This is a genomic window from Photobacterium toruni (genome assembly GCF_024529955.1).
GTDB classification, from domain to species: Bacteria; Pseudomonadota; Gammaproteobacteria; order Enterobacterales; family Vibrionaceae; genus Photobacterium; species Photobacterium toruni.
This window is the reverse complement of record NZ_AP024854.1, coordinates 2,644,175-2,665,769: the sequence shown is the minus strand read 5'-3', so window position 1 is coordinate 2,665,769 and position 21,595 is coordinate 2,644,175. Positions and strand designations below refer to the sequence as shown.

Here is a 21,595-nt window from a genome sequence, read left to right as displayed (position 1 = left end):
AAGTATGAGTTGTGAATATCAAGGCGACTAATGCCACCTTGAATATCAATGGTTATTGGCCATCAACTTCGTGAAGGAAAGCTTCTACTTTATTAACCATATTGGTAGAGCCAACAAAAAAAGGTACGCGTTGATGGAGCTCGGTTGGAACCAAATCTAAAATACGTTGGTAGCCATCCGTCGCCCGCCCGCCTGCTTGTTCTATTAATAATGCCATTGGATTACATTCATACAGTAATCGTAATTTACCATTGGGATAACTGGCAGTACTGGGGTAAAGGTAGATGCCACCTTTTAATAAATTACGATGAAAGTCAGCAACTAACGATCCGATATAGCGTGAGGTATAAGGGCGGTTATCTTGAGGTGCATATTCTTGACAGAATTTGATGTATTTCTTTACGCCTAAGGGAAAGCGAGTGTAATTACCTTCGTTGATGGAATAAATATTACCATCGGCAGGAATTTGCATGTTTTCATGAGAGAGACAAAAGACACCGAGTGAGGGATCATAAGTAAAGCCATGAACGCCATTACCTGTTGTGTAAACTAACATGGTCGATGAGCCATAAATAACATAGCCGGCCGCAACTTGAAGGTGCCCTGGTTGCAGAAAGTCAGCGTCTACTGCGGGGGATCCGACAGCAGATATACGACGATAAATTGAAAAAATAGTACCAACAGAAACATTTACATCGATGTTAGATGAACCGTCAAGCGGATCCATTAACACCACATATTTAGCATCACGGTTTAATTGGCGGTTGAAACTGACTGCTTGATCCTCTTCTTCACTGGCAATGCCACACACTTGATCACGAGCCTCTAAGGCTGCTTTGAATTTATCATTAGCATAAAGGTCGAGTTTTTGTTGCTCTTCTCCCTGAACATTTTCTTTACCTACTGCTCCGGTTATGTCAGCGAGTCCGGCTTTATTGATTTCGCGGTTTACGATTTTAGCCGCTAGTTTTATCGATCCTAGTAGTGATGACAGTTCGCCACTTGCATGAGGAAAATCATTCTGCTTCTCGACAATAAATTCACCAAGCGTTCTAATATCGGTCATAAACAATCCTTGCATTATGTTGTCATAAGAAGATAGAGGTTCAGTTGTATACTGTTTGGATTTCAACGCATAATGAGAGCTAATGCCTCATAGTATTTTTTTGTTATATAAAGAATTGTATATAAAGATCTTTTTTATGGTAACGAAGTAACACTAAAGCGTGACATTAATAAAATTTAAGGATGGAAACAGCCGTTATGCATATTCATATTTTAGGTATTTGTGGAACATTTATGGGTGGTGCCGCCACATTAGCAACTCAACTAGGCCATAAAGTGACCGGCTCTGATGCTAATGTTTATCCACCAATGAGTACCATGCTTGAGTCTCAAGGTATTGAAATTATTCAAGGATATGATCCAGATCAATTAAAACCAGCACCTGATTTAGTGGTAATTGGTAATGCGATGAGTCGTGGTAATCCATGCGTTGAATATGTTCTCAATAATAATCTTCGTTACACCTCTGGCCCACAATGGTTACAAGATCATTTATTGCATGACCGTTGGGTAATGGCGGTTGCGGGCACTCATGGTAAAACGACAACCGCGAGTATGCTGGCGTGGATCTTAGATGATTGTGGCTATCAACCCGGCTTTTTAGTTGGTGGAGTGCTTGGAAACTTTGGTGTTTCTGCTCGTTTGGGTGAAAGCATGTTCTTTGTTGTTGAAGCTGATGAATATGACAGTGCTTTTTTTGATAAGCGTTCGAAGTTTGTTCATTACCATCCACGAACATTGATTATGAATAACCTTGAGTTTGATCATGCTGATATTTTTGATGATCTAAAAGCAATTCAGCGTCAATTTCATCATTTAGTACGTACTGTTCCTGGTAATGGACGCATTCTAGCACCGTATGGCGTAAAAAATATCGACGAGACGCTTGCTATGGGATGTTGGAGTGAACTGGAGTACATCGGAAATGATGGCCATTGGCGCGCGGATAAAAAATTAGCAGATGGTAGTGTGTTTGATGTTTATCTTGATGAACAATGTGTCGGTACCGTCAATTGGGCATTAGTGGGCGATCATAATGTCAATAATGCATTAATGGCTATTGCTGCAGCTCGACATGTTGGAGTAACTGCAAATTTAGCGTGTGAGGCATTAGCGACGTTTATCAATACCAAGCGTCGATTAGAGTATAAAGGTGAGGTTAATGGAATTACGGTTTATGATGATTTTGCCCATCATCCAACGGCGATTGAATTAACATTAGGTGGGCTAAGAGCTAAATTACATCAGTCTCGTATTCTTGCTGTTCTTGAGCCGCGTTCAAATACCATGAAGTTAGGGGTGCATAAACATGATTTAGCGCCCGCCTTACATGCTGCTGATGAAGTGTTCTTATTTCAACCAGATAACATTCCATGGTCAGTACAAGAGATTGCTGATCAATGCTCACAACCTGCATTTTGTAGTGATAATATTGATACGCTGGTGGCGAATATTGTTGAATCCGCGCAAGTTGGTGATACGATTTTAGTGATGAGTAATGGTGGTTTTAGCGGCATTCATGACAAACTATTAGCGGCATTAACAGCAAAATAAAGTGAGAGATAATGACAAATAAACAGATAACATTAGCCTGGACAGGGGCGTCTGGTGCTCCTTATGGGTTGCGTTTACTTGAATGTTTGTTAGCTGCTGATTATCAAGTTTATCTGTTGATTTCATCTGCTGCACGAGTGGTGTTAGCGACTGAGCATGGACTTAAATTATCGGCAGCACCAGCAATGGCACAACAACAATTAGTCGCACATTTACAGTGTCCAACAGACAAGCTGGTGGTGTGTGGTAAAGAGGATTGGTTTGCTCCGGTTGCATCAGGATCGGCAGCGCCAAAACAAATGGTAATTTGTCCATGTTCGGCATCAACGTTGGCATCTGTGGCTTATGGTATGTCAAATAACTTGCTTGAGCGGGCTGCAGATGTAGTGATTAAGGAGCGTGGTCAATTGCTACTGGTGATAAGGGAAACCCCATTTTCTAGTATACATTTAGAGAATATGCTTAAGTTATCACAATTGGGGGTGACGATTATGCCTGCAGCTCCTGGGTTTTACCATCAACCACAAACCATTGATGATTTGGTGGATTTTATGGTGGCACGGATATTAGATCACTTAAATATTGAACAAGGTTTAGTTCCACGTTGGGGATATGATCAACGCTAATCTTGATTGGTTTGTGATTAAGATGAGTTAAACACGATAAAACGAAGGGTCTATATTTCTTGAGCAATTATGCTGATGCTATATAAAGTTAGATAGACCCTAATCGTCCGTCGATTAGTTGCTGTAATCAAACAGCTCACACACTGAGTCATACAACTCATCAGTAGTGATGTTATTGGTTGGCGTGATAAAAATAGTATCATCACCCGCAACAACACCAAGGATCCCTTCTGCTCGACCTAAAGAGTCTAATAGACGCGCAATGACTTGTGCTGCACCTGGGCCGGTGTGAATCACAACTAATGCACTGTTAAAGCCAACTTCCATTACTAATTCTTTTAGTGGGCTAGTAATTGTTGGGACACCAAGTTCAATCGGTAAGCAATACACCATTTCCATTTTGGCATTGCGAGTACGTACCGCACCAAATTTAGTGAGCATGCGAGAGACTTTTGATTGGTTAATATTATCAAAACCCTGTGCTTTTAACGCATCAACTATCTCACCTTGAGAACTGAACTTTTCTTCTTTTAAAATTAATTTAAACGCTTTAACTAAACGTTCTTGTTTATCTGAATTTCGCATAAGTAAATATTATCTACAGGGACGGGGTAAACCATTTTTGCATAACCTGTGACTCACTGGCAAACAAAGTGAATCAAAATAAAGATGTGAAATCGCATTTTTAGCGAATAAAAAAATTTTTATTGTGACTCTTGTCATTGTTTTATAGTAATTAATTGGGTTGAAACGGCTAAAGTATCATCATGATTAATTTTATAATTTATTTGTCTGATAAAAGCAGTTGAGTGCATTTTTATGGGATTCTGCGTTACTTCGCAAAGCGAGTCAGAGATGATTGTATTTTTTTTTTGCTTAATATAACGTCCATAGATTGTTATTTAGTTACTACGATTATTAACTGAATTAGGTTGTACCCACTTCAATAAATATACTTCTATCGTAAAGGAGAACGAATATGAAAGTTGCTGTAATTGGTGCGGCTGGTGGTATTGGTCAAGCATTAGCGTTGCTATTGAAAAACCGTTTACCTGCAGGCTCAGATCTTGCTTTATATGATATAGCTCCAGTGACGCCCGGTGTTGCGGCTGATTTAAGCCATATTCCGACACCTGTAGCAATTAAAGGGTATTGTGGGGACGATCCAACACCTGCTTTAGAAGGTGCTGATGTTGTGCTTATTTCTGCGGGTGTTGCACGTAAACCTGGAATGGATCGTGCCGATTTGTTCAATGTTAATGCCGGTATTGTTAAATCATTGGCTGAAAAAATTGCGGTAGTATGTCCAACAGCTTGTGTTGGTATTATTACTAATCCTGTAAATACTACGGTAGCTATTGCTGCAGATGTACTTAAAAAAGCGGGTGTATACGATAAACGTAAGTTATTTGGTATTACAACGCTTGATGTGATCCGTTCTGAAACTTTTGTTGCAGAGCTTAAAGGTGTTTCTCCGTGTGATATTCGCGTCCCTGTTATTGGTGGCCACTCGGGTGTGACAATTTTACCATTGCTATCACAAGTTGAAGGTATCAGCTTTACTGACGATGAAGTTAAAGCATTAACTCCTCGAATTCAAAATGCAGGCACGGAAGTTGTAGAGGCAAAAGCTGGTGGTGGTTCTGCAACGTTATCGATGGGTCAAGCTGCATGCCGTTTTGGTTTAGCGATGGTACGCGCGCTACAAGGTGAGCAAGGTGTGGTTGAATGTGCTTACGTTGAAGGTGATGGCCAACATACTCGTTTCTTCGCTCAGCCAGTGCTATTGGGTAAAGAGGGCATTGAAGAAGTAATGGATTATGGCAAGTTAAGTGCATTTGAACAAAATGCGTTAGAAAGCATGCTTGAGACATTACGTGCAGATATTGCGCTTGGTGAAGAGTTCGCTACCAAATAAGCAGATATAATGCTGGAAATAAAAAAGCGGCTATATTAAAGCCGCTTTTTTGTATCGGTAATACGATGGGTATCAATAATAACGATCACAACCATTATGCAGTTGAGGCTGTTCGATGAGATCTGCAATATCGATTGACTGTAATTGATGATCTTGATGGTGCTCGATGATCACTGCGTGGTGCTGATGATCTATGCCGATCACTTTACCTACCCCATGGTGAGATTCTACCCACATGCCAGTTGTTAAATGATTAATATCCATGATCACCTTCTTTAGCAAAAAATAGAATATTTATAATGCTGTTATAGTATAGATCATGGCAGATCATGATATTGAAATAATAAAATCTGGGTGTTAGATATAAAAAAACCTGCCATAAGACAGGTTTTTTAATAAATAGAAAGAGCTTTATTTTTTACGTTGTACAGCCATATGAGCTAATGTGATCAAAGCTTGCTTATAGTCTGACTCAGCAATAGGATCTAAAGCTACAATCGCTTTTTGGGCTTCTTGTTCTGCGCGTTGCTGAGTGTACTCTAATGAGCCATGTTGGTGCATACAAGCCAAAATAGCATCAAGCTTGTCCATGCCATTAGCATGTACAATCGCTTCACGAATCATTGCTGCTTGGGCTTGATCACCATGATGCATCGCATGTAATAATGGTAATGTTGGTTTACCTTCAGCAAGATCATCGCCAACATTTTTACCCATTTCTTTACCATCGGCAACATAGTCAAGTACGTCATCAATGAGCTGGAAAGCGGTACCTAAATAACGGCCATATTCTTGTAATGCAACTTCAATTTCAGCCGGAGCATCTGCAATAATTGCTGCTATTTGAGTTGAAGCTTCAAATAAACGCGCAGTTTTCGAATAGATCACCTGCATATAGCTAGTTTCTGTGGTGTCAGGATCGTTGCAGTTCATTAACTGTAATACTTCACCTTCGGCGATCACATTAGTTGCTTCACTCATGATATCAAGGATCCTTAAAGATCTTAGGCTTGTCATCATTTGAAACGACCGTGTGTAAATGTAATCACCTACTAACACACTGGCAGCATTGCCAAAGGCGGCATTTGCTGTTTCTTTACCTCGACGCATATCTGATTCATCAACCACATCATCGTGAAGCAATGTTGCGGTATGAATAAATTCAACAAAAGCAGCGGCTGTGGTGTGTTTATTACCTTCATAGCCAAGTGCGCGAGCTGATAATACAGCGAGCATGGGGCGAATACGTTTTCCACCACTGTTTACAATGTAGAATCCGAGTTGATTAATAAGGGCAACATCTGAGTTCAGTTGTGCCTGTATCTTCGCGTCGACTTCCGCCATATCGTGGGCGGTGAGCGCTTGGATAGCTTTAAAATCCATTATACGTCCAGCAAGATTGTTAGCCGCGTAGGGCGGAAAATATTTCGAATTGATACGTGAATCTTACACTAAAATAACCTTATCGTCATAACCTCAAATACAGCTATTTCAAACAGTTTTTGTGTTGGGTAGCTTTTCACCAATTTTCTTTCGAGAATGGCTTGCCACAAAGTCTCTTTTCGCGTAACATTCGCGCCCTATTGATGACAAGATTAAGCGCATACCCATTGCCCATTTTAGACGTGGCAAATGGCCTATGCGGAGAAGCGGAGTAAGACATGTACGCTGTTTTCCAAAGTGGTGGTAAACAACACCGTGTAAGCGAAGGCCAAACCTTACGCTTAGAAAAATTAGACGCTGAAACTGGCGCTAACGTTGAATTTGACTCAGTTCTTTTAGTAGCTAATGGCGAAGAAGTAACTGTAGGCGCACCGTTCGTAGCTGGCGGTAAAGTAACTGCTGAAGTTGTTACTCACGGTCGTGGCGATAAGATTAAAATCGTTAAGTTCCGTCGTCGTAAGCACTCTCGTAAGCAAATGGGCCACCGTCAGTGGTTCACTGAAGTCAAAATTACTGGCATCAGCGCTTAATAACAGGAGAATTTAAAGATGGCACATAAAAAAGCTGGCGGTTCTACTAATAACGGCCGTGATTCAGAAAGCAAACGCCTAGGTGTTAAGCGTTTTGGTGGCGAGTCTGTATTAGCAGGCAACATCATCGTTCGTCAACGTGGTACTAAGTTCCACGCTGGCACAAACGTTGGCCTAGGTAAAGACCACACTCTATTCGCTCTATCTGATGGTAAAGTGAAGTTTGAAGTTAAAGGTCCTAAAAACCGTAAATTCGTATCTATCGACGCTGAATAATTTTCAGAATCGACACGAATATTAAAGCCCTGCCTTTTTGGCGGGGCTTTTTATATCTGGAAGGTTTATGATTGATCGTGGCCCGATGATGGGTTTTTTTCTTGCAATGACCACTGCCATTTTTTGGGGTGCGTTGCCAATTGCAATGAAACAAGCCGTAGAAGTGATGGATCCTTTTACCATTGTTTGGTATCGCTTTATTACTGCAGCGTTTGGCTTAGGCCTTTTTTTAGCGTGGCGTAAGCAATTACCAATAATATCAAATCTTGGACGAATGAGCTGTGTGGTGCTTGTCATTGCCAGTCTTGGTCTCGCAGGTAATTTTGTACTGTATAACAGTTCATTAAAATATCTGAACCCTCCCGTAGTACAAGTGATTATCCAATTAGCTCCTGTGATGCTACTAGTATCAAGTGCTTGGGTATTTAAAGAGAAATTAGGTCGCCATCAAGTTGTAGGTGTAATTGCACTTATTAGTGGTTTGATTCTATTCTTTAATGAACGGCTTATTGAGTTGTTTACCAGTTTTTCTGGCTATACTGTGGGTGTTAGCCTTGCTGTTGCCGCTGCGTTAGTGTGGGTTGTTTATGGCTTGGCACAGAAGTGGTTATTACGGCAATTTTCATCAGCACAAATATTGCTGATGATTTATATTATCTGTGCTGTAATACTAACTCCTATGGCACAACCACAACAAATTTTAACAATGGATAACCGCCAATTAGGGATGTTGTTATTCTGTTGTGTTAATACGCTTGTTGGCTATGGTGCATTTGCAGAAGCAATGGCACGTTGGCAAGCATCACAAGTGAGTGCAGTGATCACACTGACGCCCTTGTTTACGATATTATTTGTCGATCTTGCGAGTTTGGCTTGGCCACAATATGTTGCGACGGTCTCTTTAAATGTATGGGGCTATCTCGGTGCTATGGTTGTGGTAGGTGGCGCTGTTTGTTGTGCTATAGGCCATAAGTTTATTAGCCCAAGCAAATAGTCAAGGTCCATGAAATAATTACTACGCGGTGATATGTGCTAAATGCCCTCATCGCAGTATGTTAAACGCCACAGTGCGGAGAAAAAAATGAAGTTTATAGATGAAGCGGTTATTCGCGCCGATGCCGGTGATGGCGGTAACGGTGTAGTAAGTTTTCGTACTGAAAAGTACATTCCTCGTGGCGGCCCTGATGGCGGCGACGGCGGCGACGGTGGTGATGTTTACCTATACGCTGATGAAAACTTCAATACACTAATTGATTACCGTTTTGAGCGTTTCCATGCCGCTGAGCGTGGTGAAAATGGCCGTGGCGGTAACTGTACTGGTAAACGCGGTGCGGATGAAGTATTAACAGTGCCTGTAGGTACACGTGCTATTGATGAAGATACCGGTGAAGTGATTGCCGATCTTACTGAACATGGTATGAAAGTGATGGTTGCTAAAGGCGGTTTCCACGGTCTAGGTAATACACGCTTTAAATCATCTGTAAACCGTGCACCACGTCAAAAGAGTATGGGTAGTAAAGGTGAAATTCGTCATTTACGTCTAGAACTACTGCTTTTAGCTGATGTGGGTATGTTAGGTTTACCTAATGCGGGTAAATCTACCTTTATTCGCGCTGTATCGTCTGCTAAGCCGAAAGTAGCTGATTACCCGTTCACGACCCTTGTTCCAAGCTTGGGCGTGGTACGTGTTGATGCAGAGCGTAGTTTTGTTGTTGCCGATATTCCAGGTCTAATTGAAGGTGCTGCTGACGGTGCTGGCTTAGGTATTCGCTTCTTGAAGCACCTTGAGCGTTGTCGCGTGTTATTGCACATGGTTGATCTGCTACCTGCAGATGGTTCAGATCCAGTAGAGAATGCCTTTACTATTATCAATGAGCTTGAGCAATACAGCGATAAACTTGGTAATAAGCCACGTTGGATTGTATTTAACAAAGCAGATCTTCTTGATGAAGAACAAGCACAAGAAAAGATCACTGAAGTGCTTGAAGCATTAGCATGGGAAGGCAAACACTATAGTATCTCAGCGTTAAACCGCATTGGTACTAAAGAGCTGACTTATGATCTGATGGCTGCTATCGATGCATTGCCTCGTGTTAAGTATGAAGTTGAAGAACAGAAAGAAAACAAAGTCGACTTTAAGTGGGATGATTACCACGCTGAACAGATTAAGAAAGTTCAGGATGAAGATGACGATGATGATTGGGATGATTGGAATGAAGATGATTATGATGTAGAGATTATCTACAAGCCATAAGTCTTTTTTCTATTTTGATGCTAAATAAGCCATGCCATTGAGGTGTGGCTTTTTTTGTGTTTAATCAACACGTGTAGCAGTGGCTTAGGTATGCTAGTTGTACTGAAATATTTTTTATAATGGATTGTAAATGGATATCAACATGGAGAGAGTATTACTGCCGTTGAGTGAAGCCCAGCAACGAAAAGTCACTCGGCTGGCCATAGAGGCTGGCCAGCGGTTATTACAACATGGTGCTGAGAGCACCGTTATTATGGATGTTACCCGTCGGTTAGGGTTAGCACTTGGTGTTGAACATGTTGAAGTGTCATTATCGGCGAGTTCAATGGTGATCAGTACTCGTCATTTAGGCTGTTGTATTACCACGACTCGACGTTGCCAAGACGGTGGTATCAACATGCAAATAGTGACCGATATTCAACGAATTTGTATTCTTGTTGAGCGAGGGTTATTGGATGATAATGACGTTCAACATCGCTTAGAAAACCTCAAAACTCAGCGTTATAATCGCTGGTTAGTGGTGGTTATGATTGGTCTATCCTGTGCTGCATTTAGTCGTTTAGCAGGAGGAGATTGGCCCGTATTTTTACTGACTTTTTGTGCCTCTTCTGTGGGAATGTATGTGCGTCAACAGATTGCCAGTTACCACTTTAATCCGCTGCTCAATTTTGGCGTTACAGCGTTTGTAACCACACTCATTTCAGGGCTTGGTGAAGTGTACAATATTGGTGCTCAACCCTTTTTAGCGATGGCCTCATCGGTACTGATGTTAGTGCCTGGTTTTCCATTAATTAATGCCGTAGCCGACATGGTAAAAGGTTTTCCAAGCATGGGTTTAGCCCGTTGGACAATGGCAAGTTTATTAACATTATCGACCTGTATGGGGATTATCGCCGCAATGAATGTACTGGGTGTGTGGGGGTGGTTACTATGACATTGATGGTGGCATTACTGAATGATATGTTGCTAGCGATGATCCCTGCATTGGGGTTTGCATTGGTATTTAATGTGCCTCAAAAAGCCTTAAAATATTGCGCTATTGGTGGTGCAATTGGTCATGGGACACGGTTTCTATTAATGCATTGGGGGCTTTCAATTGAGTGGTCAACTCTTATCGCTGCAACCACTGTTGGTATGATTGGTGTTCATTGGTCACACCGTTTTTTAGCCCATCCTAAAGTGTTTACTGTTGCAGCGTTGATCCCTATGGTGCCGGGGGTATTTGCCTTTAAAGCCATGATTGCTATCGTTGAAATCAACCATCGAGGCTTTTCATTAGCCTTATGGGGGGTCATGATTGATAACGTCTTGAAAGCGGTATTTATTGTTGCAGCGTTAGCGATTGGATTGGCGATGCCCGGGTTATTGTTTTATCGCCGTCGTCCTGTGGTATAACTACGGCAGAATGATAAAACAAGCACTGGCAACATAAATGGAGATGCAAAGATGAAGATCAGTATGATCGCAGCAATGGCACATGATCGGATCATTGGTAAAAATAATAGCATGCCATGGCATTTGCCGGCTGATTTTACATGGTTTAAGCATTGTACGCTAGGTAAACCGATTGTGATGGGGCGTAAAACCTTTGAGTCGATTGGACGTCCGTTACCGGGGCGGTTAAATATCGTGATCAGTCGTAATCCTGATTTTAATGCTGCGGGTATAACAGTTGTCAGTGATATTGCAGCTGCTCAGTTAGCGGCTAATGGTGCACCAGAGTTAATGATCATTGGTGGTGGCAGTATTTATCAAGCGTGTTTACCGATAGCGGATAGATTATATTTAACGTTTATTGATGCTGATATTGAGGGCGGGGATACGCAATTTCCAGAGTGGGGTGATCATTGGCATCCTGTTGAAAGTCAACATTATAATGCCGATGAAAAAAATGCTTATGCGATGGATTTTGTGATCCTTGAACGATCATAGGTAAGGTTGCAGTGTTTAATATCAAGAATGCCGACAATGACTGTCGGCATTTTTATGTGTCGTGATCATGCGTAGAGTGGGCACTCTGTGACAAACCGTTGTCCATCTTCCCAGCGTAGCATGGTTAAGCTATTGCCCCATACGCAGCCAGTGTCTAAGCCAATACAATGATCATCTTGGTGGCCCATTAATGCCGCCCAATGGCCGAAAATAATGGTTTTTTCTATCGGTTGAGTACGTTTAACATCAAACCATGGAATTAAATTACCGACGGTAGGATCATTAGGTTGCACCTTGCAGTGCATATCTAATCGTCCTAGAGGATCACAAAAGCGCATCCGTGTAAAGCTGTTGATCGTAAATCGTAATCGCGCTAAACGGGAAAGGTCGTCTTGCCACCAATCGGGACCATCGCCATACATGTTTTTTAATAACCATAAATAGTCATCAGATTGTAGCAGTTGCTCGACTTCACGTGCATGCTGACGGGCTTGCTCAAGTGTCCATTGTGGCGTAATACCAGCATGAACCATTACTAATGGATAGTGGGGGTGTTCAGCCAATAGAGGCTGGTGGCGTAACCAATCAAGTAATTCTTTGCTATCTTCTGCGGTAAAAATTTGATGAATATTATCGCTTTTTTTTGCGCGTGCTAGTTGGTGAGATACCGCTAATAAATGCAGATCATGATTGCCTAAAATAACCGTCGCATGATCGCCTAATGCTTTTACAAAACGTAATGTTTCTAAAGATTCAGGTCCGCGTGCAACCAGATCGCCTGCAAGCCATAAATGATCATGGTGAGGATCGAAATTTGCTTGGGCCAATAGTTTTTTTAAGTCGGGTAAACAGCCTTGAATATCACCGACAAGATAAGTCGCCATGGTGCTCCCATTAACAATGCGTTAATTAACATGAGATTAATCACATTAGGTTAATGAAGAATGTTCGGCATTGCTAGTCGAAATGGTGCAACTTCAACCTTAAAATGATTACCCGCCTCATCTTCCATGGTGTATTGACCTTGCATCACACCAACAGGTGTTTCGATGATAGTACCACTGGTATAAGTGAATTCATCAGTAGCATTAATATGAGGTTGTTGTCCGACAACGCCATCACCTTCAATAACCAATTTTTTGCCATTAGCATCGGTGATTAACCAATAGCGTTTAAGTAAGTGAGCGCTGCCACGACCTAAATTTTTAATGGTGATGGTATAGGAAAAGACGTAACGTTGCTGATCAGGTTGCGATTGTTCGGCGAGATAATGACTGACAACATGGCATTTGATCGTTGGAGGAGATGAGATACTCACAGGCAATATCCTTTGCTGATGATTTATTCTCATTTTAGTATTGTTGGCTGATAAATAAAGAAAACCCTGCGTAACACGTGACATGTTACACAGGGTTATTAGTGTTATAGCGCTGTTGTTAATGCGCGATAACGTTATTGCTCTTCTTTTTGGAAATTAACATCAAGCCAATTAGCCATAGCAACAAATTGTTCTACCGTAATATTTTCTGGACGGTGACCTGGGTTAATACCTAGCGCTTCTAGCTGTTCTGGTGTTAACAAGCCTTTGTAACAGTTACGGATTGTTTTACGGCGTTGGTTGAAGCCTTCACGACACACACGATCTAGCCATTTTAGGTTAGTACATGGGAACGGCAGTACTTCATACGGCGTCAAACGCACAACTGCTGAATCTACTTTTGGTGCTGGTACGAAAGATTCTGGCGGCACTTCCAATACTGGCATCACTTTACAGTAGTACTGCGCCATAACCGTTAAACGGCCGTAAGCTTTACTACCAGGACCTGCAGCTAGACGATTAACCACTTCTTTTTGAAGCATAAAGTGCATATCTAGTACATCTTTATGGAATTCAAAAATGTGGAACATCAACGGGGTTGAGATGTTGTAAGGCAAGTTACCGAAAATACGCAACTTATTATTTTCTTTAATAAGTTGTGTAAAGTCGAAGCGCATTGCATCGCCTTCATGAATCGTTAGTTTTGACGCTAGATCGGGGTGATTACGTAAACGCTCCGCCAAATCTCGGTCAAGTTCGATAACAGTAAATTTATCAACTAACTTACCAACATATTCAGTGATTGCACCAAGGCCGGGGCCAATCTCTACCAAGTTTTGGCCTGGTAAAGGGTTAATCGCTGACACAATGCCATCAATAATATATGGGTCTTTTAAAAAGTTTTGGCCAAAGCGCTTACGCGCGCGGTGACCTAAGTGGACTTGATCGCTGCTCATGCTTGTTTTTCTACCAATTCGAGGGCGTGGGATAGCGCTGTCCGAAGGCTACCTATGTCTGCTTGCCCAGTACCTGCGAGTTCCAGTGCGGTACCATGATCTACTGAAGTTCTGATAAAGGGAAGTCCCAACGTAATGTTGACAGATTTACCGAAGCCTTTGTATTTCAGCACCGGTAACCCTTGATCGTGATACATGGCTAACACCGTATCGGCATTAGCTAAATATTTTTCTTGAAAGATGGTATCAGCCGGTAACGGCCCGATAAGATCCATGCCTTCTTGTTGACGTAATTGCTCTAATGTTGGGGCTATGGTATTAATTTCTTCCATCCCCAAACAGCCATCTTCACCAGCATGAGGATTGAGCCCACAAACATAAATTTTGGGAGATTCAATACCAAATTTAGTGACTAGATCAGCATGCAAGATACGAATAACTTGTTTTAGCCGAGGTTCTGTAATGGCTTTAGCGACACAGTTTAAAGGAATATGGGTTGTTACTAAAGCAACCCGTAAACCTTCAGTTGCTAACATCATAACAACTTGCGCTGTATCAGACTGCTGTGCAAAAAACTCAGTGTGACCACTAAAAGAGACTCCAGCACGGTTAATGATCCCTTTATGAACAGGGCCGGTAACAATCGCGGCGAATTCGCCACTCATGCAACCTGCTGCGGCACGCTCTAATGTCGCTAATACATAGAGACCATTTTGCTCGTTAAGTTGCCCACAGGTCACTTTAACGGCGCTATCAACCTGAATGATTGTCATCGTTCCCGCTTGATGCGGTTGCGCTGCTAACTCGGACTGATAAGGCAAAATGGTTAAAGGTAAACCTAATTGAGCCGCACGTTCTACCATAACCTGCGCATCAGCACAAATAACAAGTTGGTGCGGCCAATGTTGCTGACACAAGGCAATGACTAAATCAGGGCCAATCCCGGCCGGTTCACCTGGGGTGATTACAATCCGTTGTGTGTTAGTCATATGCTTGTTATTAGCCATTATTTACCTTATTCATTTGTTCAATATATGCGCCAGCACGTAGGTCTTGTAACCATGTTTGCGCTTCTTCATTAAACTTACGATTAAAGAGGATTTGAGCGGCACGATTTTTTAATGCAGCTTCAGTGCGATCGACATTACGACGACCTTCCACTTCAACAATGTGCCAGCCAAATTGAGATTTAAAGGGTTGGCTAATTTTATCTATCGGTAATGTTTCTACTTCTTTTTCAAAAGCAGGCGCATAGATTGATGGTACTTGCCAGCCTAATTGGCCACCATTAGCCGCAGAACCTGGATCGGCACTGTATTGTTTAGCGGCAGCTGCAAAGCTTTCTTTGCCACTAATGATTTTTTGACGAATATTTTCTAATTCACGTTTCGCTGCAGCGTCGCTAAGAATAACCGAGGTCTTGATTAAAATATGACGGGCTTTTACTTCAACCACAGAAACTGTTGGCATGCCTTTAACGTCATTAATTTTTAAAATATGGTAACCAACGCCACTACGGAAAGGACCAATTACACTGTCTTTGCTGCTGGTTTTAATTTGGTCGGCAAAAATTGTTGGCATTTCTTCTTTGCTCATCCAACCCCACTCACCCCCTTTTAGGGCCTTTGGTCCTTTGGAGTAGCGGTAAGCCAATTCAGCAAAATTAGCACCTTGTTTGATCTCAGTATAAATTTTGTCAGCTTCTTGCTTGGCTTTTTCTCGGGTCGCTTTATCAGCGTCGTCATTAACAGCAATCTGAATTTGACTGATATTGTATTGGACGTTTTGTTGAGTTTGCTTTGCTAATTGTGCTGCAAGGTTATCAACTTCTTGAGGCAGAATATTGACCCGCTTACGCACAATAATAGTGCGAGCTTCAGAAGCTAGCATGTCATTACGTAATTGCTCACGGAACATTGGGTAGCTAATACCTGCGCTTGCTAAATCTTGACGTAGTTGATCAACGGTCATATTGCGTTGTTTAGCAACATCGGCAACGGCTTGATCTAATTGGCTATCATCAATGCGTAAACCCAGCTGTTTTGCCTGCTGGATCTGCAAATTTTCCATGATCAATTTATCCATCACCTGCTGGCGTAGAATATTGTTAGGAGGCAGTTGTTGCCCCTCTGCCGCCGCATTAAGATGAACTGTTTTCATCATTGCATTAACGTCACTTTGTAAAATCACGCCATCATTAACCGTGGTAACAATTTGATTTAGTTCTTGCAGTTGAGGAGCGGCAATCGCTGTTGCTGTCATGCCCATTAGCATTACGCTTAGCGCCGAATACTTCCACTTTTTCATTTATAGTCCGTCATGTTGAGTAGCGACATCTATTGCCGCCACGATCATTAATTTTTAAGTGTGAATGGGTCTGCATAACCCAGAATATTGCCGCCATCATCTGATGTTTGACCAAATGGTCGCGCACCTTGAAGCCCAAGGAGACTAAACGAGAAACTGACATTGCTGTCGTATTCGGTAAAATCTTGGTTCAATGGATCTTTTGCATAGCGATTGTAGCTTAACCCTATCATCCAACAGGCAGAGCGGTAAACCAAGCCTACGCGACTCTCTAGCATTTTATTGACATTCATATCTTGGAAATAATCCGCGGTAATATCAATATTATCGTTAATTGGGAAACCGGCAGACAGACCTAATTGTGAAATACCATCACGTTTACCATTGACTTCAACGTTAGGGTTATCAACATATTTTGTTAAGTAACTACTTGAAACATAGCGATAACTCGGTTGAACAAAGACTCGACCATCACGGTATTCAACGGCGGTACTGCCTTGCTGTATTTCATTTTCACTTGAGTCATATTGCATTGAACTTTTGAAGAACAAGTTATCATCAAGATTAAATTCGGTTTCTAGTGCCGTTGCAGAATAACTTTTTGCTTCAGTACCATCAGCGACGGGTTTATCAATATAGAATATTTGACCTAGCGACAGGGTAAAACGTTCCTTAAAATCTTCATCATAGTAACGTGTTGTGGCACCAACGGTAAATTGGTTAGCTGGCGCGATATAATCGTGACCGCTATATGTTCTATCGCTAAATAGACCATAATAATCTTGTTGTAAGCGGGTTGAATCATAGCCCCCACCGTTATAATTAACGGGGTTATAGATGCCACTTTGATCAACATTTTTAACATATAAATATTGCAGTTGTGGCTCTAAACTTTGAGTGTAATGCTCGCCCATGATTGAGGTATCACGTTCAAAGTAGAGGCTACTGTTAACTCTAAATTCAGGCACGGTACGATTAGCTGTTTTATCGAGAGTGCTTAATTTTGAGTTTTCATTAACATTAAATTGTTGATTGTAATGCGCATACATTAACTTAGCTTGTGTGGTGACTGACCACCAAGGTGTTGCGTAAGGTAAGGTTAATGTTGGATCAAAGGTAACTCGATCTGCGGTTGGTTTTGATCTGTCATCAGTATCAAATTTACTGATACTCATTGGTAAACTGAAATCTAAGCCATAAGGCAGATTAGATTTATAGTAGGTGCTTGATAGTTGGGGCATTAAACGGTATTGAGTGCCTTGGCCACTTTCAGTCAGTGGTTGAAAGTCACGTACCATTAAATTGGTATCCCAATTATCATTACGGTATGCCAACGATGCAGTTTGTAATAGGTTATTATCTTCACGTTGACCGATAATTGAGTCGACGTCATCAAAATATTTAGCATCACTGACTTTGCTATAATCAATGTTTAGTAACCAGTTTTTATCGATAATACCGCTATGTGTCCATTGGAAACCCCAACGCTTATCGTAGTCGCGGTATTTTTTATCGTGACCTAAATATTCACCGATGACTTTACCTTGACCAAAATCTGTCAGATAACGGAATTCAGAGGTTAACTGTAATCCTCTGTGGTTCATATACTTAGGGGTAACGGTTAAATCGTAATTGGGAGCTATGTTCCAGTAAAAGGGTGTTTCTAGCTCCATACCGTTTTTGGAGCCGTAGCTAATTGACGGGTATAAGAAGCCAGTAAGACGTTGATCGGTAACTGGAACACGCAACCACGGTAGATAAAATACCGGAACATCGAGTACTTCAAAGCGAGCATTGTATAGATCAGCAAAGGGTGACTTACCATCACGATCTAAACTACCGGCCGCAAAACGCCAGCTTTTATCGTTCTCAGGACAGGTGGTATAAGTCCCATCGGTCATTTTGTAAAATTGAGTACCATCAACATTGCGGCGTTCAATTAATTTAGCATCACCACGGCCCGCCTGACAGGTCATTCTATAGACTGCATCATCCATTTGTGCGTCTTTAGTATCAAGATCACTGGTTAAGCTTTTGGCATCAATGTCCATGCCACCATCTTGATAGAAAACATTACCGTTAGCGGTCACAATATTAGCGGGTTGTTGCAAGGTCGCTTTATCAGCCACTATTGTTCGTGTGCCTTGTTTAACGACTACATCACCTGAATATACTGCGGCTGTATTTTGTTGTGCTTCAACACGGTCAGCACTGATATGGATCGGTTCGTTGTTGGTATCTTGTTGGCGATCTTTTTCCGGAATACAGACGCCACGTACCATCGCAATTGGATTTTTGTTACCATTAATTGCATTATTAGCAGGATCGGCAATGGTTTTGTGGTTGTGATTACCACCACTTGTAGGGGTGATGTCAGCAGCCATTGCTGGGCCATATAGAGCTAAGCTAATCATTGTGGCTAGTAAACTGTGAGAGGTAAGTGACATCTAATTCAACATTCCTGTATCAATTTGGTGCAAGGCGAATTGTTGCGCTTTTTACAAGCATTCCCGATAAATGACAGCTATCATAATGCAAATTTAACGCGACGGCATCTTTTCAGCGCATGCTGTTGGGTAAACAGTGAAAAAATTAACGAACTACCAGAGAGTATAGAATGCAGAGAACGGGTATATGGGGAAAAATTTTCGGTGCTCTACTGGGAATATTGCTTGGCCCTAAATATATAGGCTTTTTAATTGGTTTATTTATTGGCCATCAATTTGATAAAGCGTATGCCCGTCAAATGAATGGCGGTTTTGGTGGCTTTGGTGGTAAAAATGCGACCAATGCAGAGCGCCAAGCAGAGTTTTTTAATGCCTGTTTTGCAACCATGGGACATATGGCTAAGGCTAAAGGTCGCGTAACGGAAAACGAAATTCGAGTGGCAAGTACGATTATGGATCGTATGGGGCTGCAAGGTGAGTCTCGTCGCCAAGCGCAAAATGCGTTTCGTGAAGGTAAAGAAGATGACTTTCCTCTAGAAGAAACCCTTAACCGGGTTCGTAGTCGCGCTGGTCGAGCTGATTTATTACAGTTTTTTTTAGAACTTCAAATTCAAGCGGCGTTTGCCGATGGGCAATTACACCCGAAAGAACGTGAACTATTACATGTTATTGCACGTTATCTTGGTTTCTCTGAAGCTCAATTAGAACAACGTTTACAGATGCAAGAAGCGGCATTTCGTTTCCAACAAGGTGGTTTTAATCAGCAGTATCAACAACAAGGTGGCGGTTTTCAGGCACCACCTACTCGTGATCAATTAGCGGATGCATTTAAGGTTTTAGGTGTTAACGAAGACGCGTCAGCACAAGAAGTAAAACGTGCTTACCGTAAACAAATGAATGAACACCATCCTGATAAATTAGCAGCTAAAGGTTTACCACCAGAAATGATGGAAATAGCTAAGCAAAAGACCCAAGAACTGCAAGCGGCTTATGATCTGATTCGTAAAGAAAAAGGCTTTAAATAATCAGCTAACAGAACTGACAGTTGAACTGTTATTAGCAATGAAAAGAAGCGAGCGCAATGCTCGCTTTTTTGTGGCTTAAAATCGAGATTACAGCTGATTTTTATGGGTACCTTGATGAAAACTATTAATATTATCTATTAATTGATTAACCAATGTTTGAATGGCAGAGTCAGACCCCCATGCCACATGCGGGGTTAAAATTAAATTTGAGAGACTGCTATGAGCAATTAACGGATTTGTTGTGGGGGCGGGCTCTTCGGTAAATACATCGATACCCGCAGCCGCTATTTGGCCAGAGAGTAATGCATCCACTAAGGCTTGTTCGTTAATTAGACCACCACGACTGGTATTAATGAGTATTGCATTTGGTTTCATCAGGGCTAACTGTGGTGCTGCAATCATATTATGGGTAGTTGACGTCAGTGGGCAGTGCAAACTAACTATATCAGCTTCCCGTAGAACTTGTTCAAACGGATGATAGCCATCACGGCATTGGGTTGCACCTGCATGTTCAGCAAAGAGAATATTCATGCCGATAGCTTGCGCTAGTGTTGCAACGGCTTGACCTAAACTACCATTACCAATAATCCCTAAGGTTGATCCTGCGACATCTGTAATGGGGTGGGTGAAAAAACAAAATTGTTGCTGACGTTGCCATTCACCGTTGCGAATGTCTTGTTGGTAACCTGCAAGATTACGTTTAAGAGCAAAAATCATTGCAATAACATGTTCAGGTACAGATCGTGTGGCATAGCCTTGAATATTTGCTACTTTAATATTGTGGCTACGACAGTAATCGAGATCAATATTGTTAGTGCCAGTAGCGGCAATGGCAATAAATTTAAGCTGGGGTAATTGTGCCAGTACTTGACTATCAAGGATGACTTTATTGGTGATTACAATTGTGGCGTGTTGGAGACGCTCAACCACTTGTGATGGTGTTGTTGCTTCGTATTGATGCCATTGGTGACAGAAGGCTGGACGAGGAAGACTAATGTGTGCTGGAATGGTTCCATGATCAAGAAAAACGATGGTTTCCATGGCTAACCTCAATAAACAATGAATGCGGGTCTTACGCTAGCATTCATTGTTAAAGATGCCTACCGCTTACGGGTAAATAGTTTGAGTCGGTGCTTGTGGATAAAACTCACACGGTGCAAAAAGGTGCATTGGCTCATCAGTACCTGGATGGGTAAATGTTAGCTCTGCTGCGTGCAATAACAGTCGTGGTGATGCTGCAATTGCTTCATCATTGGCATAGAATTTATCACCTAAAATAGGGTGTCCTAGTGCTTGCATATGGACGCGTAACTGATGTGAACGCCCTGTGATCGGTAATAAGCGTACTAAGGTGCTATTTTCATCGCGACTGAGTACTTCATAGTGGGTTACTGATGGTTTACCGTCATCGAAACATACTTTTTGGCGAGGACGGTTGGGCCAATCACAAATCAATGGCAAATCAACGGTACCGCTATCGTGTTCCATGTGTCCCCATACGCGTGCGTAATACACTTTTTTGGTTTCACGCTCACGAAATTGCGCTTTAAAATGGCGTTCAGCAGCTTTATTTAACGCTAATACAATCAGCCCTGATGTACCCATATCTAAGCGATGTACAATTTGTGATTGGGGATATTGAGCTAATACGCGCGCAAATACACTGTCATGGTGCTCAGGTTGACGACCGGGATTAGATAATAGACCTGCTGGTTTGTTGACCGCGATAATATCGTTATCAACAAAAAGGGTATCTAACCAAGGATCGGTCGGTGGATTGTAGTTCAACACAGGCAATGGTTTCATGGTGCGCTCGTTGGTGAGAGTGAAAAAATTGGTCAGCATACTAATATGAATACCTTACAATTGGTATGTATATAGCACTACAGCCATAAAAAAACCGCCGATAAAATGCAGTAAACATATCATCGACGGCTGAATTTT

23 protein-coding genes are annotated in these 21,595 nt (G+C 41.8%); 11 read left to right on the top strand and 12 right to left on the bottom strand.

Annotated elements, in window-relative coordinates; genetic code table 11:
- Positions 1-52: 52 nt before the first annotated feature.
- Positions 53-1,066 (bottom strand): class 1 fructose-bisphosphatase, encoded by a 1,014-nt coding sequence (gene fbp / locus OC457_RS12440; protein ID WP_080174958.1) that lies wholly within the window; start codon positions 1,064-1,066, stop codon positions 53-55.
- Positions 1,067-1,263: 197 nt separating this feature from the next.
- On the opposite strand from fbp, the gene mpl reads away from it, so the two are divergent.
- On the top strand, positions 1,264-2,619 hold the full coding sequence (gene mpl, locus OC457_RS12435; RefSeq protein WP_080174957.1) for a UDP-N-acetylmuramate:L-alanyl-gamma-D-glutamyl-meso-diaminopimelate ligase: 1,356 nt from the start codon (positions 1,264-1,266) through the stop codon (positions 2,617-2,619).
- An 11-nt stretch (positions 2,620-2,630) separates the two neighbouring features.
- Positions 2,631-3,245, top strand: a complete 615-nt coding sequence (locus OC457_RS12430) for a flavin prenyltransferase UbiX (protein WP_080174956.1) — start codon at positions 2,631-2,633, stop codon at positions 3,243-3,245.
- Positions 3,246-3,359: 114 nt separating this feature from the next.
- Here the strand turns inward: OC457_RS12430 and argR are convergent, their stop codons facing one another.
- Entirely contained in the window at positions 3,360-3,830 is a 471-nt protein-coding gene (argR, locus tag OC457_RS12425; protein ID WP_080174955.1) for a transcriptional regulator ArgR, read from the bottom strand.
- Between the two features lie 394 nt (positions 3,831-4,224).
- Between argR and mdh the strand changes: the two genes are divergently transcribed.
- The gene (gene mdh / locus OC457_RS12420) at positions 4,225-5,163 is read left to right on the top strand and encodes a malate dehydrogenase (RefSeq protein ID WP_080174954.1); all 939 of its coding nucleotides are present in this window, start codon (positions 4,225-4,227) and stop codon (positions 5,161-5,163) included.
- Positions 5,164-5,235: 72 nt separating this feature from the next.
- Here the strand turns inward: mdh and OC457_RS12415 are convergent, their stop codons facing one another.
- Together OC457_RS12415 and ispB are read right to left on the bottom strand one after the other, a co-directional pair.
- Entirely contained in the window at positions 5,236-5,427 is a 192-nt protein-coding gene (locus OC457_RS12415; protein ID WP_080174953.1) for a hypothetical protein, read from the bottom strand.
- A 147-nt stretch (positions 5,428-5,574) separates the two neighbouring features.
- Positions 5,575-6,546 carry an octaprenyl diphosphate synthase gene (gene ispB, locus OC457_RS12410; protein WP_080174952.1) on the bottom strand — a complete coding sequence of 324 codons (972 nt, stop codon included), beginning with the start codon at positions 6,544-6,546 and terminating at the stop codon, positions 5,575-5,577.
- A gap of 278 nt (positions 6,547-6,824) precedes the next feature.
- On the opposite strand from ispB, the gene rplU reads away from it, so the two are divergent.
- The 7 genes from rplU (at position 6,825) to folA (ending at position 11,598) form a co-directional block, all read left to right on the top strand.
- The gene (rplU, locus tag OC457_RS12405) at positions 6,825-7,136 is read left to right on the top strand and encodes a 50S ribosomal protein L21 (RefSeq protein WP_036796189.1); all 312 of its coding nucleotides are present in this window, start codon (positions 6,825-6,827) and stop codon (positions 7,134-7,136) included.
- 18 nt (positions 7,137-7,154) lie between these two features.
- On the top strand, positions 7,155-7,412 hold the full coding sequence (gene rpmA, locus OC457_RS12400) for a 50S ribosomal protein L27 (RefSeq protein WP_036796188.1): 258 nt from the start codon (positions 7,155-7,157) through the stop codon (positions 7,410-7,412).
- Between the two features lie 67 nt (positions 7,413-7,479).
- Positions 7,480-8,406: a DMT family transporter gene (locus OC457_RS12395; protein WP_080174951.1), complete on the top strand. Its 927-nt coding sequence runs from the start codon at positions 7,480-7,482 to the stop codon at positions 8,404-8,406.
- 87 nt (positions 8,407-8,493) lie between these two features.
- The gene (cgtA, locus tag OC457_RS12390) at positions 8,494-9,666 is read left to right on the top strand and encodes an Obg family GTPase CgtA (protein ID WP_080174950.1); all 1,173 of its coding nucleotides are present in this window, start codon (positions 8,494-8,496) and stop codon (positions 9,664-9,666) included.
- 130 nt (positions 9,667-9,796) lie between these two features.
- Complete coding sequence (locus OC457_RS12385; RefSeq protein WP_167370821.1) at positions 9,797-10,600, top strand: threonine/serine exporter family protein; 804 nt, start codon at positions 9,797-9,799, stop codon at positions 10,598-10,600.
- On the top strand, positions 10,597-11,061 hold the full coding sequence (locus OC457_RS12380) for a threonine/serine exporter family protein (protein ID WP_080174949.1): 465 nt from the start codon (positions 10,597-10,599) through the stop codon (positions 11,059-11,061). The genes OC457_RS12385 and OC457_RS12380 overlap by 4 nt, the downstream gene beginning before the upstream one ends.
- 51 nt (positions 11,062-11,112) lie before the next feature.
- Positions 11,113-11,598, top strand: a complete 486-nt coding sequence (gene folA / locus OC457_RS12375) for a type 3 dihydrofolate reductase (RefSeq protein ID WP_080174948.1) — start codon at positions 11,113-11,115, stop codon at positions 11,596-11,598.
- Positions 11,599-11,663: 65 nt separating this feature from the next.
- Here folA and OC457_RS12370 read toward each other — a convergent pair whose 3' ends face one another.
- The 6 genes from OC457_RS12370 to lptD form a co-directional block, all read right to left on the bottom strand.
- The gene (locus OC457_RS12370; RefSeq protein WP_080174947.1) at positions 11,664-12,482 is read right to left on the bottom strand and encodes a symmetrical bis(5'-nucleosyl)-tetraphosphatase; all 819 of its coding nucleotides are present in this window, start codon (positions 12,480-12,482) and stop codon (positions 11,664-11,666) included.
- A 50-nt stretch (positions 12,483-12,532) separates the two neighbouring features.
- Entirely contained in the window at positions 12,533-12,949 is a 417-nt protein-coding gene (gene apaG / locus OC457_RS12365; RefSeq protein WP_370737967.1) for a Co2+/Mg2+ efflux protein ApaG, read from the bottom strand.
- A gap of 101 nt (positions 12,950-13,050) precedes the next feature.
- Positions 13,051-13,872 (bottom strand): 16S rRNA (adenine(1518)-N(6)/adenine(1519)-N(6))-dimethyltransferase RsmA, encoded by an 822-nt coding sequence (gene rsmA / locus OC457_RS12360; RefSeq protein ID WP_080158603.1) that lies wholly within the window; start codon positions 13,870-13,872, stop codon positions 13,051-13,053.
- The gene (gene pdxA / locus OC457_RS12355) at positions 13,869-14,861 is read right to left on the bottom strand and encodes a 4-hydroxythreonine-4-phosphate dehydrogenase PdxA (RefSeq protein ID WP_080174967.1); all 993 of its coding nucleotides are present in this window, start codon (positions 14,859-14,861) and stop codon (positions 13,869-13,871) included. The genes rsmA and pdxA overlap by 4 nt, the downstream gene beginning before the upstream one ends.
- 10 nt (positions 14,862-14,871) lie before the next feature.
- Positions 14,872-16,179 (bottom strand): peptidylprolyl isomerase SurA, encoded by a 1,308-nt coding sequence (gene surA, locus OC457_RS12350; RefSeq protein WP_080174945.1) that lies wholly within the window; start codon positions 16,177-16,179, stop codon positions 14,872-14,874.
- Between the two features lie 47 nt (positions 16,180-16,226).
- A complete protein-coding gene (gene lptD, locus OC457_RS12345; protein WP_080174944.1) occupies positions 16,227-18,626 on the bottom strand; it encodes an LPS assembly protein LptD in 2,400 nt (799 codons plus the stop codon).
- A gap of 170 nt (positions 18,627-18,796) precedes the next feature.
- Here lptD and djlA point away from each other — a divergent pair, with 170 nt between their 5' ends.
- Complete coding sequence (djlA, locus tag OC457_RS12340; RefSeq protein ID WP_080174943.1) at positions 18,797-19,651, top strand: co-chaperone DjlA; 855 nt, start codon at positions 18,797-18,799, stop codon at positions 19,649-19,651.
- An 87-nt stretch (positions 19,652-19,738) separates the two neighbouring features.
- Here djlA and OC457_RS12335 read toward each other — a convergent pair whose 3' ends face one another.
- Together OC457_RS12335 and rluA are read right to left on the bottom strand one after the other, a co-directional pair.
- Positions 19,739-20,692, bottom strand: coding sequence for a D-2-hydroxyacid dehydrogenase (locus OC457_RS12335; RefSeq protein WP_080174942.1), 954 nt, complete (start codon positions 20,690-20,692; stop codon positions 19,739-19,741).
- 66 nt (positions 20,693-20,758) lie between these two features.
- Entirely contained in the window at positions 20,759-21,457 is a 699-nt protein-coding gene (gene rluA / locus OC457_RS12330; protein WP_080174941.1) for a bifunctional tRNA pseudouridine(32) synthase/23S rRNA pseudouridine(746) synthase RluA, read from the bottom strand.
- Between the last annotated feature and the right edge of the window lie 138 nt (positions 21,458-21,595).

Bases quoted from the DNA above. Each gene is read 5' to 3' on its own strand.
- cgtA (WP_080174950.1), top strand. From the start codon at position 8,494: ATGAAGTTTATAGATGAAGCGGTTATTCGCGCCGATGCCGGTGATGGC.
- OC457_RS12335 (WP_080174942.1), bottom strand. From the start codon at position 20,692: ATGGAAACCATCGTTTTTCTTGATCATGGAACCATTCCAGCACACATT.
- mdh (WP_080174954.1), top strand. From the start codon at position 4,225: ATGAAAGTTGCTGTAATTGGTGCGGCTGGTGGTATTGGTCAAGCATTA.
- rsmA (WP_080158603.1), bottom strand. From the start codon at position 13,872: ATGAGCAGCGATCAAGTCCACTTAGGTCACCGCGCGCGTAAGCGCTTT.
- fbp (WP_080174958.1), bottom strand. From the start codon at position 1,066: ATGACCGATATTAGAACGCTTGGTGAATTTATTGTCGAGAAGCAGAAT.
- lptD (WP_080174944.1), bottom strand. From the start codon at position 18,626: ATGTCACTTACCTCTCACAGTTTACTAGCCACAATGATTAGCTTAGCT.
- mpl (WP_080174957.1), top strand. From the start codon at position 1,264: ATGCATATTCATATTTTAGGTATTTGTGGAACATTTATGGGTGGTGCC.
- djlA (WP_080174943.1), top strand. From the start codon at position 18,797: ATGCAGAGAACGGGTATATGGGGAAAAATTTTCGGTGCTCTACTGGGA.
- rluA (WP_080174941.1), bottom strand. From the start codon at position 21,457: ATGAAACCATTGCCTGTGTTGAACTACAATCCACCGACCGATCCTTGG.
- rpmA (WP_036796188.1), top strand. From the start codon at position 7,155: ATGGCACATAAAAAAGCTGGCGGTTCTACTAATAACGGCCGTGATTCA.
- OC457_RS12385 (WP_167370821.1), top strand. From the start codon at position 9,797: ATGGATATCAACATGGAGAGAGTATTACTGCCGTTGAGTGAAGCCCAG.
- rplU (WP_036796189.1), top strand. From the start codon at position 6,825: ATGTACGCTGTTTTCCAAAGTGGTGGTAAACAACACCGTGTAAGCGAA.
- surA (WP_080174945.1), bottom strand. From the start codon at position 16,179: ATGAAAAAGTGGAAGTATTCGGCGCTAAGCGTAATGCTAATGGGCATG.
- OC457_RS12380 (WP_080174949.1), top strand. From the start codon at position 10,597: ATGACATTGATGGTGGCATTACTGAATGATATGTTGCTAGCGATGATC.
- folA (WP_080174948.1), top strand. From the start codon at position 11,113: ATGAAGATCAGTATGATCGCAGCAATGGCACATGATCGGATCATTGGT.
- OC457_RS12370 (WP_080174947.1), bottom strand. From the start codon at position 12,482: ATGGCGACTTATCTTGTCGGTGATATTCAAGGCTGTTTACCCGACTTA.
- OC457_RS12415 (WP_080174953.1), bottom strand. From the start codon at position 5,427: ATGGATATTAATCATTTAACAACTGGCATGTGGGTAGAATCTCACCAT.
- apaG (WP_370737967.1), bottom strand. From the start codon at position 12,949: ATGAGAATAAATCATCAGCAAAGGATATTGCCTGTGAGTATCTCATCT.
- pdxA (WP_080174967.1), bottom strand. From the start codon at position 14,861: ATGACTAACACACAACGGATTGTAATCACCCCAGGTGAACCGGCCGGG.
- argR (WP_080174955.1), bottom strand. From the start codon at position 3,830: ATGCGAAATTCAGATAAACAAGAACGTTTAGTTAAAGCGTTTAAATTA.
- OC457_RS12395 (WP_080174951.1), top strand. From the start codon at position 7,480: ATGATTGATCGTGGCCCGATGATGGGTTTTTTTCTTGCAATGACCACT.
- OC457_RS12430 (WP_080174956.1), top strand. From the start codon at position 2,631: ATGACAAATAAACAGATAACATTAGCCTGGACAGGGGCGTCTGGTGCT.
- ispB (WP_080174952.1), bottom strand. From the start codon at position 6,546: ATGGATTTTAAAGCTATCCAAGCGCTCACCGCCCACGATATGGCGGAA.